The sequence below is a fragment of the Enterococcus sp. DIV1279b genome, assembly GCF_050531515.1.
Lineage (GTDB): Bacteria > Bacillota > Bacilli > Lactobacillales > Enterococcaceae > Enterococcus_D > Enterococcus_D casseliflavus.
The window spans coordinates 3,260,475-3,277,786 of the sequence record NZ_CP172891.1; the positions used below are offsets into that span (position 1 = coordinate 3,260,475).

General features: G+C 45.8%; 15 protein-coding genes and 1 other RNA gene. 7 read left to right on the forward strand and 9 right to left on the reverse strand.

Features of this window, described 5'->3' with window-relative positions; genetic code table 11:
• Window position 1: 1 nt before the first annotated feature.
• The 6 genes from IGI71_RS15430 to IGI71_RS15455 all read right to left on the reverse strand — a co-directional run bounded on the left by IGI71_RS15430 (window position 2) and on the right by IGI71_RS15455 (window position 5,911).
• Window positions 2-2,212, reverse strand: coding sequence for a RelA/SpoT family protein (locus IGI71_RS15430; protein ID WP_005227770.1), 2,211 nt, complete (start codon window positions 2,210-2,212; stop codon window positions 2-4).
• Between the two features lie 187 nt (window positions 2,213-2,399).
• Window positions 2,400-3,065: a deoxyribose-phosphate aldolase gene (locus IGI71_RS15435; protein ID WP_123834772.1), complete on the reverse strand. Its 666-nt coding sequence runs from the start codon at window positions 3,063-3,065 to the stop codon at window positions 2,400-2,402.
• A 4-nt stretch (window positions 3,066-3,069) separates the two neighbouring features.
• Entirely contained in the window at window positions 3,070-3,825 is a 756-nt protein-coding gene (locus IGI71_RS15440; RefSeq protein WP_005227767.1) for a 16S rRNA (uracil(1498)-N(3))-methyltransferase, read from the reverse strand.
• Window position 3,826: 1 nt separating this feature from the next.
• Window positions 3,827-4,774, reverse strand: coding sequence for a 50S ribosomal protein L11 methyltransferase (gene prmA / locus IGI71_RS15445; protein ID WP_010749037.1), 948 nt, complete (start codon window positions 4,772-4,774; stop codon window positions 3,827-3,829).
• A gap of 11 nt (window positions 4,775-4,785) precedes the next feature.
• The gene (locus IGI71_RS15450; protein WP_005227763.1) at window positions 4,786-5,274 is read right to left on the reverse strand and encodes a DUF3013 family protein; all 489 of its coding nucleotides are present in this window, start codon (window positions 5,272-5,274) and stop codon (window positions 4,786-4,788) included.
• Window positions 5,275-5,290: 16 nt separating this feature from the next.
• Window positions 5,291-5,911 (reverse strand): DNA-3-methyladenine glycosylase, encoded by a 621-nt coding sequence (locus IGI71_RS15455; protein WP_151195732.1) that lies wholly within the window; start codon window positions 5,909-5,911, stop codon window positions 5,291-5,293.
• 216 nt (window positions 5,912-6,127) lie between these two features.
• Between IGI71_RS15455 and IGI71_RS15460 the strand changes: the two genes are divergently transcribed.
• The 4 genes from IGI71_RS15460 to IGI71_RS15475 all read left to right on the forward strand — a co-directional run bounded on the left by IGI71_RS15460 (window position 6,128) and on the right by IGI71_RS15475 (window position 8,686).
• Window positions 6,128-7,405, forward strand: coding sequence for a replication-associated recombination protein A (locus IGI71_RS15460; RefSeq protein WP_123834770.1), 1,278 nt, complete (start codon window positions 6,128-6,130; stop codon window positions 7,403-7,405).
• A gap of 84 nt (window positions 7,406-7,489) precedes the next feature.
• Window positions 7,490-7,684: non-coding RNA, 6S RNA (gene ssrS, locus IGI71_RS15465), on the forward strand.
• Between the two features lie 167 nt (window positions 7,685-7,851).
• Complete coding sequence (locus IGI71_RS15470; RefSeq protein ID WP_430615886.1) at window positions 7,852-8,142, forward strand: hypothetical protein; 291 nt, start codon at window positions 7,852-7,854, stop codon at window positions 8,140-8,142.
• A gap of 64 nt (window positions 8,143-8,206) precedes the next feature.
• Window positions 8,207-8,686, forward strand: coding sequence for a universal stress protein (locus IGI71_RS15475; protein WP_118215366.1), 480 nt, complete (start codon window positions 8,207-8,209; stop codon window positions 8,684-8,686).
• A 284-nt stretch (window positions 8,687-8,970) separates the two neighbouring features.
• Here the strand turns inward: IGI71_RS15475 and IGI71_RS15480 are convergent, their stop codons facing one another.
• Both IGI71_RS15480 and IGI71_RS15485 read right to left on the reverse strand, forming a co-directional pair.
• A complete protein-coding gene (locus tag IGI71_RS15480; protein WP_430615887.1) occupies window positions 8,971-10,551 on the reverse strand; it encodes an ABC transporter in 1,581 nt (526 codons plus the stop codon).
• Window positions 10,552-11,307, reverse strand: coding sequence for an ABC transporter ATP-binding protein (locus IGI71_RS15485; RefSeq protein WP_430615888.1), 756 nt, complete (start codon window positions 11,305-11,307; stop codon window positions 10,552-10,554).
• Window positions 11,308-11,577: 270 nt separating this feature from the next.
• On the opposite strand from IGI71_RS15485, the gene IGI71_RS15490 reads away from it, so the two are divergent.
• The 3 genes from IGI71_RS15490 to abc-f all read left to right on the forward strand — a co-directional run bounded on the left by IGI71_RS15490 (window position 11,578) and on the right by abc-f (window position 15,475).
• Window positions 11,578-13,578, forward strand: coding sequence for a KUP/HAK/KT family potassium transporter (locus tag IGI71_RS15490; protein ID WP_005227748.1), 2,001 nt, complete (start codon window positions 11,578-11,580; stop codon window positions 13,576-13,578).
• 80 nt (window positions 13,579-13,658) lie between these two features.
• Window positions 13,659-13,787: a hypothetical protein gene (locus IGI71_RS15495; RefSeq protein ID WP_010749031.1), complete on the forward strand. Its 129-nt coding sequence runs from the start codon at window positions 13,659-13,661 to the stop codon at window positions 13,785-13,787.
• A 104-nt stretch (window positions 13,788-13,891) separates the two neighbouring features.
• Window positions 13,892-15,475, forward strand: a complete 1,584-nt coding sequence (gene abc-f, locus IGI71_RS15500) for a ribosomal protection-like ABC-F family protein (RefSeq protein ID WP_430615889.1) — start codon at window positions 13,892-13,894, stop codon at window positions 15,473-15,475.
• 95 nt (window positions 15,476-15,570) lie between these two features.
• On the opposite strand, the gene IGI71_RS15505 is transcribed toward abc-f, so the two are convergent.
• On the reverse strand, window positions 15,571-17,031 hold the full coding sequence (locus tag IGI71_RS15505; RefSeq protein WP_430615890.1) for a peptide MFS transporter: 1,461 nt from the start codon (window positions 17,029-17,031) through the stop codon (window positions 15,571-15,573).
• Window positions 17,032-17,312 lie beyond the last annotated feature (281 nt).

Consider the following 17,312-nt stretch of genomic DNA (forward strand, 5'->3'; position numbering starts at 1 on the left):
CTCATCCCTTCGTACGTCTGACACTGTAAACATCTGGAATCTGCTTGATCTTATCAACGATCGATTTCAAATGGGTCAAATTCTGAATCGCCACCGTGATGCGGATCGTTGCCATTTTGTCTTTGTTGGTTTTGGCTTCGACACTCACTAAGCGCTTCGTGACAGTGTTGACTGTCTGTAAGACATCATTGAGCAACCCAGAACGATCATAGCCGTAGATCTCAAGATCGGCATCGTATTCTTTGTTGATGTCGGTGGCATCTTCCCACTCAACATCGATCAAACGGTTCGCGGCGTCTTTGTTTTGAACATTGGGACAATCGCTGCGGTGGATCGAGATTCCTCGGCCTTTGGTAATGTAGCCGACGATCGAATCTCCAGGGACCGGATTGCAGCAGCGGGAGATACGGATCAACAAGTTATCGACCCCTTCAATGACAATGCCGCCTTCGTGACGAACCTTCATTTTTTCTGGTTCTTTTTTCGTCGGTTGATTGATCATCTCTTGGACTTGCTGCTTTTGCTTCTCGATTTGTTTCTCGCGCCGTTCTTCTTCGGTCAAACGGTTGGCTAAAGTCGTGGGACTAACTTCCCCATAGCCGACAGAGGCAAATAGATCATCTTCTGTTTGGTAGTTGAACCGTTCGCAAGCTTCCGCCATTTTGCTTTTCGTCAAAAATTCTTTCGGCACAAAGCCCATATCTTGTAAGGTACGAACCACTGCCTCATGCCCTTTGATGATGTTTTCATCACGATCTTGGGCTTTAAAAAATCGTTTGATTTTGTTCTTCGCTTTGCTGGTAGCCACTAGTTTGACCCAGTCGCGGCTTGGGCCAAAGGAATTTGGTGAGGTCAAGATCTCGATAATGTCCCCATTTTTTAGCTTGTAGTCCAATTGGACCATCTTGCCGTTGACCTTGGCGCCGGTGGTTTTGTTACCGATGTCGGTATGGATGCTATAGGCAAAATCCAGGGGACTGGAGCCTTGAGGCAACTCCGTCACATCACCTTTTGGCGTAAATACATAGACTTTGTCGCTGAAAATATCGCCTTTGACACCTTCCATAAATTCAGAAGCATCATAGCTTTCATCTTGTAGTTCCAAGATTTCGCGGAACCAGCCAACTTGTTGGGTCATCTTGTCGGCTCTGACTTTTTCGGTCTTGCCTTCTTTATAGGCCCAGTGCGCAGCAACCCCAAATTCAGCGATCTCATGCATTTCATGGGTCCGAATTTGGATCTCGACAGGATTGCCTTTGGGACCAATGACCGTCGTATGCAGCGATTGGTACATGTTGGCTTTTGGCATCGCGATATAATCCTTGAACCGCCCAGGCATTGGTTTCCATTTTGTATGGATCGTTCCCAAAACCGCATAACAATCTTTGATGGAGTCAACGATCACTCGGATCGCCAACAAATCATAGATTTCATTGAACTGTTTCTTTTGGTCTTTCATCTTGCGATAGATCGAGTAAATATGCTTTGGTCGGCCATAGATCTCAGCATAGATATCTAGTTCCTCGGTGGCGATCCGAATCTCTTCTACGGTTTCAGAAACGTAGGATTCCCGTTCTTCTCGCTTTGTCTGCATCAAATGCACGATTCGGTAATATTGCTGTGGATTCAAATAACGCAAAGAAATATCTTCTAATTCCCATTTGATGCGGCTGATCCCTAAACGATGAGCCAATGGGGCATAGATTTCCATCGTTTCTTGGGCGATGCGGCGTTGTTTGTCTTCCCGCAGATGTTTCAACGTACGCATATTATGTAAACGGTCAGCCAGTTTGACCATGATGACCCGTAAATCTTGCGCCATGGCGATCAACATTTTTCGATGATTTTCTGCTAATTGTTCTTCATGAGATTTGTACTTGATCTTACCCAGCTTGGTCACGCCATCCACTAGCATCGCTACATCGGCACCGAATTCTTCTTTCAGATCGGCTAACGTCACATCGGTATCTTCGACGACATCATGCAAAAAACCAGTTGCAACGGTATGAGGATCCATCTGCAATTCTGCCAAGATCCCCGCAACTTGGATTGGATGAATAATGTAAGGCTCGCCGGATTTACGGAATTGTTCTTTGTGGGCTTCTGTCGCGTAGTCTAATGCTTTTTGGACAAAGGCAACATGCTCTTCACTCATATAATGAGCGACCAATTTGATGACATTGGGCCCGGTCAATATAACTTCTTTTGCCATTCATTCCGCCTCCTGCTTTTCTTTTTTGTGCTATCAAAAAGGCAGACAGAAGTCGCTGTTAACGTTTCGTCACGCACCCAAAGCCTTGCGGACAAACGTTCTAAGCATGGGACTCCTGTCTAACCTGCAGTTCTTATTTAGTAGTATTATTATACAAATTTTTCAGCTATTTTTCAATCGCTGTTGTTCAAAGCACATCGGGTGCTGGCTTGTCCTTAAGCAATTCTTCAAAAACATGATACGAGAGCCCGATTTTCTCAGCGCCAGCAGCCTGTAGTGATTGCAGCGCTTGTTCATCGACTGTGTCAGGATTGATCTGGATCGACAGTTGACTGCCACCATCTAAGGAAAACAAGCTCACGTCATGCAATGCTTCTGCTAGCGGTTGTTTTTGCCCTAACACGATCTTTGGCCAAGCTTCTTCTTTCAAGCGTTGTGCTACTTGGATCTTCGTCAATTCATTCATGATCTCGGTTTGCACAGCTAAGCGGATCTCTCCTCCTGTCAAGGTCAAGGAGCGGATCGTTTCAGTCAACTCCGCAAAGCCACGATCATTTTCCATGAAGGAAGAAGCTGGCAGCCAGACTTCCAAAAAATCGGCGCCTTCCATAAACGCCCGACCAATTTCAAACGCCACCTTTGCCAGTGTTCCTTGGGCAAGGGGGTAATCGATCACTGCGCCGATTTGTAGGGAAGAGCCTTGTGCCAAGATTTTCGCTCGCCGAATGGCACTAGGCAAAACGACGACTTCCTTTAAGGTCGTCTTATATTGATTGATAAAATCCTTCAAGACCCAGTCGGTCAGATCGGCCGTCAACAAACGGACACTGATTGCTTCTTGGTTCTTATTCATCAACTCACATCCTCTTTAATTCCGTTAGCACACTGACAGCACTTAAAAAATAAAACGGGGCTGTTTCTGTTCGTAAAATTCGAGGGCCTAACCCGCATAATTTGGCATTGTTTTGCTGGGCTTCTTCGATTTCGGAGGGGGTCAGACCGCCTTCTGGACCAAAGATCGCTAAAACTTTGCTGCCAACAGGCAATGCGGTGATCACTTGCAGCAGCATCGCCGCTTCTCCTTGCTTGGCTGATTCTTCATAAGCCACTAGGACCGCATCATACTGACTGAGGCTTTGCCAAAATGCTTTGGCGTTATCCAGCAGCGTGATGGCTGGTACGATCTGCCGTTGGGACTGCTCCGCCGCTTCTTGGGCGATTTTTTGCAGCCGTTGCTGCTTTTTCTGTAATTTCTTTTGATCCCATTTCACGACCGAAGTTTGTGCAGGAAAACCGATAAAGGCTGCCGCCCCCAGCTCCGTTCCTTTTTGAACGATCAATTCCAGCTTGTCGCCTTTCGGGTAGCCGCTAGCGATCGTGACCTGCAGCGGCAATTCCTTGTCCTGCTGTTCTTTTTCGACTTCCTCTAAGTACACCGTTTCTTCATCGGCTTCTTTGATCTTGGCAATGATCGCCAAATGATCCTCAAACACTAAACCGACTTTTGCCCCGGGAGTCATGCGCATCACTCGGATCATATGGTGGAAGGGTTCTCCCGAAACGGCAAACACCGCTTTTGCTTCATAAGGCTCCTGTAAAAAATATCGCTGCATCTTACTCCACCTCTGGTTTTTTAAAGGCGATCGCATACCAGTCTTTTTGATTGAACAATTGATCGATCTCAAAGCCTTGTGCGATCATGGCATCGATCACTAATTGTTTTTTCGTCTCAATGATCCCAGAAACGATCAAGGTCCCTTCTTGCTTCAATAGACGCCACGCATCAGGGATCATCAATAGAATGATGTCCGCTAAAATATTGGCAACGATAAGATCAGCAGGGACCGTCACTCCTTGCAAGAGATCATTGGCCTGCACGGTCACATCGTGAGCAATAGGGTTCATCGCCATATTTTCTTGGGCGGACCTCACAGCGACTTCATCTAGATCATAAGCGAACACGTCTTTGGCACCTAAATATTTACTGGCGATACTCAACACGCCTGAGCCCGTCCCGACATCTAAGACGGTTTCACCGCCTCGCAAGTAGACTTCTAGGGCTTGTAATGTCAAGCGTGTCGTAGGATGCGTGCCGGTTCCAAAAGCCATCCCCGGATCAAGGGTGATGATCTTTTCATCTTCTTGCAGCGGTTGATAGTTTTCCCAGCTCGGCACGATCGTCAGATAGCGGGAGATACGGACTGGATGGTAATATTTTTTCCAGGCCGTCGCCCATGCTTCTTCCACGACCTCGCTCGTTGTGATGGTGTTTTTGCCGATCGCCAAACCATATTCTGGCAGACGGTCGATGGCTGCTTTGATCGTCGGCAGCACTTCTGGTAAAAAGATCGTCTCTGGGAAATAGGCACTGACTTGGGCGCCTTCTTCTAAGGTCGTATAGGTTTCTTTATCCAAAATTTCGCCATACGCATCGCTTTTAAAATTTTCGATATCTAAAACGTCCTCGATCGCTACCCCACTTGCTCCGTGTTCCATTAAAATATTGGCGACTGCTTCCACTGCTTCGCTAGCTGTCGCTACGGTTACTTCATTCCATTTCATGTTCGTTCTCCTTAGTAACTAGGGTACGGGATCATGGTTTCCCCAGCTCCCGCTTGATAGTTCGTCATTTTCTCCACAAATTCTTCTTCGTTGAATCGCAATTCAAAGATCGCTTCTTCACTGTCATCGTTCAAGAAATCAAGCAGATCGCTTTGGCCTTCTTCTAAAATTTCTTGAATGTAATCAACCAATCCGTCTAACAAGGCTTTTTGGATCCCTTTTTTCCCTGCATAAGGGATCGTCGCTAAATAATCTTCTTCATCAAACGTTGATTTTTGTGGATCATACAGCAAAATCCCATCTTCAAATTCAATGATCGCTTCTTCTGATGCCACACCTTGTGCATCGTCGATCTGCACGTGGTGAGGATTTTCAGCAAACAAGCGCAGCACCAATTCGATCGTATGATTTTTGGCATCCCAATCGATCGCCACATCATAGTCGGTGATTTTTTTCGTTAATCGCTGATCTAAGTAAGTCAATATCGTTTCTTTCGCCATCACTATTCCTTCTTTCTTAACACCATCCATGGTCTTGCTGAACAGCGGTTTTTCGTATATTTGTCAAATACGGATTGCCAGCCACCGCAAAACGAAGCGGCATCTGGGTCCATTCCCCTTTATTTGGGATACCGATTCGAGGCAATGTCAAAATTTCTTTTGGGGTACGTCGTCGCTCAGGAACCAAATGCAGTGGGCTTGTAAAAATCGATTCTCCATAAAGCTCAGCGGGGATCTGCAGTGCCTGTACCAGTTTCCCGGGGCCGTTGGCTACATCCGGTCCTGTTTTTTGTCGTTGTTGTTCCATCAAGGCGATCCCATCCACCGGTTCTAGCCCGCGAATCATGATTCCTTGCGGGATGCCTTTTGGCTGCGTAATAAAGTTGACGATTCGATGCGTATGCATCGTATATAAATAAATCGTACCTGGTTCCTGATACATCGCCCGAACCCTTGGTGTGTTTCGCATGCCCACACTATGAGCCGCCAAATCATCGGGACCTAGATACGCTTCACAATCCACGATATACCCACCTACAGTTCCTTCTGGGGTCTCATGTTCCAAATACATTCCTAATAAGGCACGTGCGATGGTCGTTGTCGGCTGTGTCGCAAAAAGTGCCATTAATTCATCCATTCTCATCACCCTCTTTATTCTACACAATTCTCGGCGAACTTACTATCTTTGACTACAGAGTTACGACGATCTCAACGATTTCTTTTCAACGAACCTGATTTTTGCTGACTGAGTGGAAAATAAGCGCCCTTTTGTTTCTGCAAAGACGCAAATCAGCTTGTTTATGAGAATATACGTTCTTATGTTATACTTACAGGAAAAGGAGAGGATCGTTTTATGCAGCAGCCACTTGCTTATCGAATGCGGCCACGGAACTTAGATGAAGTCGTCGGACAGCAGCATTTGGTTGGCCCGGGGAAAATCATTCGCCGAATGGTCGAAGCCAAAATGCTTTCTTCGATGATCCTATACGGACCGCCGGGAACCGGAAAAACCAGCATTGCCAGTGCGATCGCCGGCTCGACACGCTATGCGTTTCGCATGCTGAACGCCGCCACAGATACAAAAAAAGACCTGCAGATCGTGGCAGAGGAAGCCAAAATGAGCGGTACTGTCATTTTATTGCTTGATGAAGTCCATCGACTAGACAAGACAAAACAAGACTTTTTACTGCCCCATTTAGAAAGCGGCAAGATCATTATGATCGGTGCCACGACGGAAAATCCCTACATTACGATCAATCCAGCGATTCGCAGTCGGACACAGATTTTTGAAGTCAAACCGCTCCAAGAAGAAGATATTTTGACCGCCATTGATCAAGCCTTAGCAGATGAAACTCGCGGACTTGGATCAGAAACCATCGTATTGACCGATGATGCCCGCTTGCATCTCTCGCGAGCGACCAACGGTGATTTACGAAGTGCGCTAAACGGCTTAGAGCTCGCTGCTCGTTCCACCCCAAAAGGACCAGACGGCATTATTCATTTGACCTTAGCGATCATCGAAGAGTGCGTCCAGCGTAAAGCATTGACCCACGATAAAGATGGGGATGCGCACTATGATGTGATCTCTGCTTTTCAAAAATCGATTCGCGGCAGCGATGTGGATGGTGCGCTGCATTACTTAGGTCGTTTAGTAGAGGCAGGCGATCTGGCAATCATTTGTCGGCGCTTGATGGTCATCGGCTATGAAGACATTGGTTTAGCTAACCCAGCAGCCGCTGCTCGAACCGTCAATGCTGTGTTAGCCGCTGAACGTTTGGGCTTGCCAGAAGCTCGGATCCCTTTGGCCGATACAGTGGTCGATCTATGTCTGTCACCAAAATCCAACTCTGCCTACATGGCATTGGATGCAGCGATCGCAGATATTCGCAGCGGTAAAGCTGGCGATGTCCCGGATCATTTACGAGACAGTCATTACAAGGGTGCAGAAAGCTTGAATCGGGGTGTCGGCTATCAATACCCGCATAATTTTGATGATGCCTGGGTCGATCAGCAATACTTACCTGATAAGCTGAAAAATACTCATTATTACCAACCCAAAGCCACCGGGAAATATGAGCAAGCCTTAGGTCAACGGTACCAGCAATTGCAGCAGCGAAAGAAAAAAAACTAGGTACTTAAAAAAATAGTGACTTTTTGGTATCGTTTTCAAACAACTTTATTGCACCTTCGTCATTCCTATGCTACTATAAGGGTGGGAATTCTGTGATGTACGAGTTGTCCCTTTTGTGTGTTGACCGAACATTTTTATTGATATCTTGGGATCCGTCTTGTGTCAATGCTGGTAACATGCCTTTTCCTTTGGTAGTTCGAAGCTTAGACCGTGGAACCCACCTGCTAGAATTTGCGGGATCAATACTATGGGAAAAAGAACGGCATCAACGGATATTACCCATTCTTTTTAGAATGTGCCATCTGTTTTTAACAGATGGCTTTTTTGCGTTCTCTAACTGATAGCAACAGTGAAACGTCCTTGCCTGACATCAGAGTAAGGGTGGCTTTTGCTATTCTTTCTAGGGTTCGCTATACTAAACCTATCAACTTAGGACAGGATGGCGTATGTTTATGATTCTTCTATTATTTACGATCGTGGCACTCGTATTATTCGGCACCAGTTATTTGCTTTATGCCAAACAAGCGATTTTTTTCACTTTGATCCCTACCACCGAGGCGAATAAGGTCTTCTTAAAAACCTATAGTCTCATTCATTTCCTTTTAGGCGTGGTGGCATTGGTTGTGAGCTTTGTCGATAAGGAGCTGATTGCCTTGTTTTATTTGGCTTTGTTGCTGCTCTCTTCCGCATCTTTCAGCATCTTGCTGGCACAAAAAATGAAAAAAAAGGAAGATTAGGTTTTCTTTTTCCAGAAAAAAGCATTACAATAAAAGTAGAAGATAACAGATGGGAGTGTTTCTTATGTTACAACAATATCAACGAATCATGGTAGCCGTCGATGGGTCTAGCGAGTCAGAATTAGCCTTCAAAAAAGCCGTGAACGTGGCACAGCGGAATGATTCTGAATTGGTTTTAGCACATGTGATCGACACTCGTGCCTTTCAAACCGTTTCTTCTTTTGACGGCATGCTTGCTGAACAAGCAACCGAAATGGCCAAACAAACCTTGAAAGACTATGAGGATTATGCCCGCAAGCATCAAGTAACTGCGGTCAAAACGGTGATCGAATACGGCTCGCCAAAACCGATCATTGCCAAACAATTGCCCGAAGATCACGACATCGATTTGATTATGATCGGTGCCACTGGTTTAAATGCCGTGGAACGAATCTTTATCGGTTCCGTTTCTGAGTATGTCATTCGCCATGCCGGCTGTGATGTGTTAGTTGTACGGACAGACCTAGAAAACAAAGTTCCAGCAAAAGACCACACGAACGCTTAATAGTGAGACGACCTGCCGCTGCTGGGCAGGTTTTTTTGTACAAAAAAAACCGTGACAAAAGCAAAAGAGGCAACGAGCGCTCAGGTCTCATTGGTCTTTTTGACTTTGGTCACAGCTCTTTGACAAGTCGGTTATCCAAACTTGTACAGCAAAAAATGAAAGCAAAGTAATAGGTACTCCTATCTAACCATGTTTCCGCTTGATTGTAAATAGTTTTTCTGAATTTTCTGAATAAATAGTTAATTTACCCATCCTTAAATAAAAAAAGCAAAGCGTCGCTTCCCTTAGGAAAAACGACGCCAAAATCTATGGTGATAATGGGCTATCCAAAGGACGCTGGTCAAGAGGATCACAAAGAAAACGGGACCATTCAATAACCAAAAATCAACCGAAGTCGCAGCAAAGCCGTAAAGGATGATAACAATGATGGAAAGAAACAGCGTTGCGATCGTTCCAATGGCTAACCCAAGACTCCCCGCCCCTCTCGTAAACAATTGACTGATGTTGGTCCAATCCAAAAGCAGCAGCCGATAATCACGAGCAAAATATTTCAAGCACAAAAGAAAACTGCTCCAAAGTGCCCCGATTAGAAAAGAGACAGCCAAAATCAGCGGCATTCTGAACAGAAGGACTGCTGCCAGTACGATGACTGCCGTTAAGCTCAGCTGCAAAACGACCCCAAAGCGGAATTTTTCCCGCAAGTAGCGCTTCATTGATAGCGGCAAGGAGCGGACAAACAAGAAATTCTCCTGATCCAGTGAGATCAAATTACTGATAAAAGAAGTCGGGTTGACCATCAATGCTGCCAAGGCGATCCCCGCCACAAAAACGACACCGATAAACCGCTCATCCAATTCACTTAACTGAATCGCTCCTGTCAACACAAAGGACACTAAGAAAATAATGGGCATCAGCAACGAAGAAGAAAAGACTTGCATGATCAAATTCGGATCTCTGATCAACTGCGAATTGTAATTAAACAACAGCTGGCCCAAGCCTTGATTGGGTTTATGCTTCCGACGAACACTCCCTTGGTTGGGCGCCGCGGCTGCCACTTGCTCATAAAACTTCGGCAAGATCAATCGATAGAGGGCAAAAAGCAACACGCCTGCTGTGGCGATGATCCCTAGCAAGCTAAGCAAACCAGTCGTTTGAAACGGTGCCACCATCACATAATAAAAGGGCAATAAAAAGCTGATCGCTCCCCGATCTACCACGTCTGTCTCATAAGTATTCACCTGATTCATCATTAAGACCCCGATCACAACAACCAGCATCGTCACGCCTAGCAATAAACTAGTGACCAATTTTTTATGCTTCAAGAAAAACTTCGTTCGTGTCAGACTGAAGACGATCAAGCTACAAATGCTGAAGATCAGGACTAAAAACAAGCCGAACAGCAAGAACGCCCATAAGATCGTCAACAAGAAAAAGACGTTTGCCCGAATCCCTGTCAGGAGAAATAAGACCAACAGAGGAAAAATAAACGGCGCAACGGTGAGAAACACCACCACGATCTTTGCCAGAAAAATTTCACTCTGTCGAAAAGGCAGCGGCAAATACGCTGGCAGATCTTGACTCTCGAAAAAGACATTGTAAATGGACGAAATCCCTTGGGAAAAGCCTAAGATCCCGAACAAAGCGACATAATAGGTAAAAAAGCCTGGCATCTGACTAAAATCCAATGTAATCATCGTCAACCCATAGACTAGCAGAAATACTACCCCAGAAAACGCATATTGAAACAACAAATAACTGGTCAAAGTCGAACCAGCCTTGCCTTTTTTGCGGGCTTTATCTGTCAGTTGGGGATTGGCATACCGCAAATTAACGGAGGTCAGAGTCAGAAATTGTTGTTTTCGCATCTACGCTTCCTCCGCTTCTGCAAGAATCGCTTCTTCTTGACTTCTCCCAGTCATTTGCAGATAGATCGTTTCCAAAGAAAGCGACGGATGCTGTGCCAGCAAATCTGCCACTGAGCCATTGTACAGCAGCTCACCTTTTTTCAAAATCGCCAATTGATCGCACAACTGCTGGGCGGTGTCCAAGACGTGGGTGGAAAAAATCACGGTCTTGCCCTTGGCAGCGTGCTGTTTCATCATTTCTTTTAAATCATACGCCGCTTGGGGATCTAAGCCTTGTAATGGTTCATCCAAGATCCAAATGTCTGGATCGGGGATCAATGCCCCAATCAGCAGCGTTTTTTGCCGCATTCCATGGGAAAAGCTGGCGATGGTCTCTTCTTCATGAGACAGCATATCAAACAAGCGCCCTAATTTTTGCAAACGCTCGGCCTTTTCCGCTGCTGGCACCTCATACGCTGCGGCAATCAAGTCCCAATACTCCCCTGCCGTTAGCTGTAAAAACAAATCTGGCGTGTCCGGCACATAAGCAATTTGTTTTTTTATCGCTTCGCGATGTTCCACGAGGGATTGGCCATCAAAATAGATTTCCCCACTCGTCGGTTGCAAAATACTCACTAAGCTTTTGATCGTGGTCGACTTCCCTGCTCCGTTGTGTCCCAGAAAGCCAAAGATCTCCCCTTGACGGATCGTCAGGGAAAGATCAGACACCGCTTTTTTTGGTCCATACTGTTTCGTCAGATTCTTGATCTCAATCATTTTCCTGCCTCCTTATTCCATACCTATTGTTATCTTACGCTGAAAAGCAGGAAATGAAAAATGTTTATTGCCATTTTTAACAAATCAATTGACAGGAGCTGCAAAAACAAAGATAATAAGAGCACTTTAGGGGAGTAGCACATGGATCGTTCCATGATCTTAGATCAACAGCAAGCGGGAATCCGCTGGTTTAAGATGTTTCTTGCAAGACCTAAGTGGCAAGGGGCCGCTTAGGTCTTTTTGCAGTTTAAAATGGAGGGAAAACAGTCAATGAGTTCAAGTAAAATGAAAAAAGTGACCGCCGGCGGACTTTTAGTCGCCATGGGGGTGGTCTACGGTGATATCGGTACGAGCCCGCTTTACGTAATGAAAGCCCTGGTGGAGGACAATGGCGGACTACGCACCTTAACACCCGATTTTATCTTAGGCAGCGTCTCGCTCGTCTTTTGGACGCTAACGCTGTTAACAACGATCAAGTACGTCTTGATCGCATTAAACGCGGATAATCATGGAGAAGGCGGGATTTTCTCCCTTTATACTCTAGTTCGTAAAAACAGCCGCTATTTGATTATTCCAGCAATCATCGGGGGCGCAGCCCTGCTAGCAGATGGCGTGTTGACGCCAGCCGTGACGGTGACCACTGCCATCGAAGGATTACGGGGGATTCCAGTCTTTTTTGATCGCTTCGGCAATGACCAATCGATCATCGTCGGCATCACCTTAGCAATCTTATTGGTCCTCTTTGCCCTGCAGCGCTTTGGGACTGAGTTTGTCGGCAAAGCCTTCGGACCGATCATGCTAGGCTGGTTCACTTTCTTAGGGATCGTCGGGGTGATGAACTTTGCTGGTGACCTTTCGGTGATTCGCGCCCTTGATCCCCGTTATGCGATCAATTTGCTCTTTAGTCCCGATAACAGTGCCGGTCTCTTTATTCTCGGCAATATCTTTTTGGCAACGACTGGTGCGGAAGCCCTCTACTCAGACTTAGGTCACGTGGGCAAGAAAAACATTTATGCCAGCTGGCCCTATATCAAAATCTGCTTGATGCTAAATTACTTTGGTCAAGCGGCGTGGTTGCTGCAAGTCTATCAAAACCCGACTTATCAAGAAATCGAAAACTTGAATCCATTCTTCCAAGCGTTGCCGCAAGGGTGGACAGTCTTTGGTGTCAGCTTTGCCACCCTCGCTGCCATCATTGCTTCGCAAGCCCTGCTGTCTGGCTCCTTTACCTTGGTTTCTGAAGCCATCAAGTTGAAACTATTGCCTCGGATGCAAATCATCTATCCGGGGGCGTCTATCGGGCAAATGTATATTCCTGCCTTGAACACCTTGCTGTGGATCGCCTGTTCTGGCGTGGTCTTGTTCTTCCAGACCTCTACTCGGATGGAAGCTGCTTATGGATTGGCCATTACGGTAACGATGTTGATGACCACTATTTTGCTGTATTTCTACTTGCACCAAAACAAGAAGACCCGTTTCTTGGCACCGTTCATCACGCTCTTTTTTGCAGCGATCGAGGGGATTTTCTTTATCTCCAGTGCGACCAAATTTTTCCATGGCGGTTACGTTGCCATCTTATTAGCCAGCGTGATCATCGGCGTGATGCTGATTTGGGAATGGGGCAATCGTATTCAAGAAAATGCTGCCGAAGAAGTTGCGCTTTCTACCTACATCCCTCAATTGAAACAGTTGCGGGAAGATGATTCTTTGCCGTTATCTCAGACGAACGTCGTCTTCATGGTTCCTAAACTGCAAGACGATCAGATCGGTCAGCAGTTCATCTATTCCATTTTAGACAAACGGCCAAAACGTGCCAAAGTGTATTGGTTCGTCAATGTGGAAGTCACCGACGAACCCTATACGAAAAAATATGAAGTTTCGATGGCAGATACCGATTTTATCGTTAAACTAAAGCTTTATCTCGGCTTTCGGGTGCCGCAAGAAGTCAATCTCTACATTCGCCAAATCATTCAAGAATTGATGAAAGATGGTCGCTTGCCGCTGCAGCCGCAACGCTACTCCTTAACGCCTGGACGCAATGTGGGCGATTTCCAATTCGTGATGATCGAAGAAGAGCTGTCGAATGCAACTGCATTAAGCAAATGGCAGAAGCAAGTCATGCAGACGAAGCTTTTTATCAAACGCCATACCATTTCACCTGAACGCTGGTTCGGCTTAGAATACAGCGATGTGGTTCATGAGACCGTTCCATTAGTCATCGGTCAGATGAAAGAAAGCTCTCTGACAGAATTACGCATCGAGGAACGCTAAGAAACCGCCAGTACTGGTTGAACTTTCTGATACTTTCAGGTACACTGAAAAGACAAAGACACAAAGGAGGGAAAACGACCATGATGCGCATGACTAAAATAACAAGTAATGAAAATTACCAACGATACCATATCGCATTTAGCCATGCAATTGGTTTTACAGTTGCTGTTGACGGGACGAGTCTGTCCAAAACAGTTACATTTACGTAAAATCAATGGCCATCTCAAGGTATTTTTCTCAAGAGAATCTGAGTTTAAATAACACTGGCCATGGATATCCATGGCCTTTTTGAGTGGTCTCAAGGAGAGAGATCATGATCATACAAGCAATTGCTATTAAAAAAACCATCGGCGGGAATCCGTTATTTGAGGAGTTATCCTGCCAAATCGAAGCTGGGGAAAAAATTGCCCTAGTCGGCATCAACGGAACGGGCAAATCAACCTTTTTACAAATCTTGACTGGCAGTGAAGGCGTCGATAGCGGCGTTATCAGCCGCCAAAAAGGCTTGAGGATCGGGACGGTCGAGCAAGAGCTGACAGTTTCTGAAGCAACCGTTACCCACTACCTGCTCCATTCTGCTGCTACCATTCAAGAACTCAAGCAGCAAATGAGCCATTACGAAGCCTTGATGGCAGAACCCGATACTGGTTTAGAGAAGTGTCTGATCCGTTATGGCGAACTGCAGCAGCGCTTTGAAGAGCTGGGCGGCTATGGATTGGAAGACCGTATTTCTACGATCTTACAAGGCTTAGGAATTCCCCATCGGCAGGACGCACGCTTAACAGAGCTTAGCGGCGGTGAACGGGTCAAAGTCGCTTTAGCCAAAGTGCTAGTTGCCGATGCTGACTTGCTGTTACTGGATGAACCAACCAATCACTTGGATCTTTCAAGTATCCGCTGGTTGGAAAATTATTTACAGAATACGAAAAAAGCGGTTCTAGTCGTTTCTCACGATCGGCACTTTCTCGATCAAGTCACCACCAAGACCTGGGAACTGGAAGAAGGCGCCTTGGTTGAGTATCCTGGAAATTACAGCCGATTTCGTGTCTTGAAAGAAGCTCGCTTGGCGGAACTGACCAAAAATTACGAACTGCAGCAGAAAGAAGTCCAGCGGCTGAAAGTCATGATTCGTCGGTTTCGTCAGTGGGCCCATGAAGGAGACAATGAATCCTTCTTCAAAAAAGCCAAAGAATTGGAACGCCGCCTAGCGAAACTAACGCTGGTCAAACCGCCAGCGCCCCCGAAAAATCGGCTGCAAGGCTTGACAAATGGCGGAAAATCAGGCAAAGAGGTGTTCATGGTTCACGATTTGCACCAGCAATACGCCGATCAGCTCCTATTCAAAGACAGCACTTTTGCAATCTACCGTGGGGAGCATCTAGCCATCATCGGCGACAATGGTACCGGAAAATCAACCTTACTCAAATTACTTCTCGGTCAGGAGCTTCCTAGCGGCGGTACTATCAAGCGCGGCAGCAGCTTACAAATTGGCTATTTGCCCCAGCAGCTGCAGTTTGCCGACCCCGAGAGCCGCTTGTTGGCCTACGTCCACACGTTGACAGGAAACGAAGAAACGGCTCGTCGGCAATTAGCCAAAAGTGGGTTTTATCAAAGTGATGTGGCCAAACGAATCAAAGATTTATCTGGTGGTGAAAAAATCCGTTTGGCGTTACTGAAACTCTTTTTAGAAAAAATCAACGTCCTGATTTTGGATGAACCAACCAATCACCTCGACAGCTATGCCCGAGAAGAAATTGAAGAAATGCTGCAAGATTATCAAGGGACCCTGCTGGCAGTCAGCCATGACCGCTACTTTTTACAGCAGCACTTCCAAGAGGCCCTGGTCATTGCACAGCAGCAGATCACACGCCAGCCACTGAGCCCCTTGATTGACTAAGACATTGATTCGCAACAAAAAAACTTGATTTTTCTACCGTATGCATGGGTTGTTCAATCCATGCATAGGCGGAAAATCAAGTTTTTATTTTTTGATCAATGAATGTTGCCAATCAAATTGCGGATCGGTTTTCTAGCTAAATACAAGATGATGCCGACAACAACGGCTACTCCGCCGACGATGCCATAGTACATCCCTTCTGTTTGCGGTGTGTAGAACCGAGCGATTTGCGCATTGATGGCTTGTGAAGAAGCGTCTGCTAATAACCAAATCGCCAAGGTTTGTGCTTCGAAGGCTTTCGGCGCTAGTTTAGTCGTCACCGACAAGCCCACCGGTGAAAGACACATTTCCCCTGCAATCATAATGAAGAAGCTCAATACCAACCATAATGGGCTGACCCGTTCTTCTACTCCAAACAAGAGGCTTGGCAGCATTAGCAATAGAAAGGACAAACCGGCTAAGACTAAACCGATGGCAAACTTCACTTCTGTCCGTGGCTGACGAGAGCCTAGTTTGGTCCACAACCAGACAAAGACAGGTGTCAATAAGACGACAAAAAGTGGATTTAAGGTTTGATACAAACTTGCTGGAATATTGATGCCGAATAACGTTGATTGCGTACGGTCAGCGGCAAACAATGCCAAGATCGATGAGCCTTGTTCTTCCAATGACCAAAAGACGATCGCTGACAAAAACAGCGGAATGTAGGCCAACACTTTTTTCTTTTCATCTGGTGTGACATCTTTCGAACGGAGCATTTTGGTAAAGTAGTAGATCGGTAAGAAAATACCTAGAACACTGATAAAGTTGATGAAGAAATCAACCGTCAGATGGCCAGTTGCAGCTGCTGCGCCAAACAACACTGCCAATGCGAGAAGAACCAGAACGACTGCTCGGAAGAAGGTTTTCTTTTCGGCTGCCGATAAGGGATTTGTTGGCGCGATCGCTACACTTTTCAACGTGGTTTTTCCTTGCACATAATACTGCATCAAACCGATGAACATCCCGATAGCAGCAATCGAAAAGCCTAAGTGGTAGTTGACCTCTTGTCCTAAGATCCCGACGATGATCGGTGCTAACAAGCCGCCAATATTGATCCCCATGTAGAAAATCGAGAAACCAGCATCCCGACGGATATCGTCTTTGCTGTATAAATGCCCCACCATACCCGACACGTTAGATTTCAAGAGTCCGGTTCCGATGACGATCAGCATCATGGACACAAACAACGCTGGAATCCCTAAAGGTGTTGCCAAAACGATATGTCCTAACATGATCAAGATCCCACCATAAAAGACGGATTTATTTGATCCTAACAGACGGTCCGAGATCCAACCGCCAACAATACTTGACATATACACTAAGGAACCGTAAATCGACATGATCGCCACAGCCGTTCCTTTTGGCAACCCTAAGCCGCCGTTGGCAACTGCATCGTACATGAAGTACACCAAAATCGCCCGCATACCATAATAACTGAATCGTTCCCACATTTCCGTGAAGAATAAAGTTGACAGCCCTCGCGGCTGACCTAAGAATGTTTTTTCTTTTTCCATATGTAATGGCCCCTTATAAAAATTAATGAAAATAAAATAGCGGAATTTTTCTGAAAATTCACAAATGCCAGTTTATTCCCATTTGGCAACTTTTACAAGGGTATTTCCCTGAGAACATCTTGTAAAAAAGGGAGGAAATTTAAATTCAAATGAAAGCAAAATGAGAAGCCCTCCACCTAGGTGCAGTATGAGCCAATTTTCATATGCATAATTATTAAATTTTCTGTTTAAAAAATTAGAAAATGGTCTTCACCAATTTTTCTCTCTAGCCCCATTTTGCG

What these genes read in the sequence shown, in the direction of transcription:
- IGI71_RS15430 (WP_005227770.1), bottom strand. Translation starts at nt 2,212, where the DNA reads ATGGCAAAAGAAGTTATATTGACCGGGCCCAATGTCATCAAATTGGTC.
- IGI71_RS15435 (WP_123834772.1), bottom strand. Translation starts at nt 3,065, where the DNA reads ATGAATAAGAACCAAGAAGCAATCAGTGTCCGTTTGTTGACGGCCGAT.
- IGI71_RS15440 (WP_005227767.1), bottom strand. Translation starts at nt 3,825, where the DNA reads ATGCAGCGATATTTTTTACAGGAGCCTTATGAAGCAAAAGCGGTGTTT.
- prmA (WP_010749037.1), bottom strand. Translation starts at nt 4,774, where the DNA reads ATGAAATGGAATGAAGTAACCGTAGCGACAGCTAGCGAAGCAGTGGAA.
- IGI71_RS15450 (WP_005227763.1), bottom strand. Translation starts at nt 5,274, where the DNA reads ATGGCGAAAGAAACGATATTGACTTACTTAGATCAGCGATTAACGAAA.
- IGI71_RS15455 (WP_151195732.1), bottom strand. Translation starts at nt 5,911, where the DNA reads ATGGATGAATTAATGGCACTTTTTGCGACACAGCCGACAACGACCATC.
- IGI71_RS15460 (WP_123834770.1), top strand. Translation starts at nt 6,128, where the DNA reads ATGCAGCAGCCACTTGCTTATCGAATGCGGCCACGGAACTTAGATGAA.
- IGI71_RS15470 (WP_430615886.1), top strand. Translation starts at nt 7,852, where the DNA reads ATGTTTATGATTCTTCTATTATTTACGATCGTGGCACTCGTATTATTC.
- IGI71_RS15475 (WP_118215366.1), top strand. Translation starts at nt 8,207, where the DNA reads ATGTTACAACAATATCAACGAATCATGGTAGCCGTCGATGGGTCTAGC.
- IGI71_RS15480 (WP_430615887.1), bottom strand. Translation starts at nt 10,551, where the DNA reads ATGCGAAAACAACAATTTCTGACTCTGACCTCCGTTAATTTGCGGTAT.
- IGI71_RS15485 (WP_430615888.1), bottom strand. Translation starts at nt 11,307, where the DNA reads ATGATTGAGATCAAGAATCTGACGAAACAGTATGGACCAAAAAAAGCG.
- IGI71_RS15490 (WP_005227748.1), top strand. Translation starts at nt 11,578, where the DNA reads ATGAGTTCAAGTAAAATGAAAAAAGTGACCGCCGGCGGACTTTTAGTC.
- IGI71_RS15495 (WP_010749031.1), top strand. Translation starts at nt 13,659, where the DNA reads ATGATGCGCATGACTAAAATAACAAGTAATGAAAATTACCAACGATAC.
- abc-f (WP_430615889.1), top strand. Translation starts at nt 13,892, where the DNA reads ATGATCATACAAGCAATTGCTATTAAAAAAACCATCGGCGGGAATCCG.
- IGI71_RS15505 (WP_430615890.1), bottom strand. Translation starts at nt 17,031, where the DNA reads ATGGAAAAAGAAAAAACATTCTTAGGTCAGCCGCGAGGGCTGTCAACT.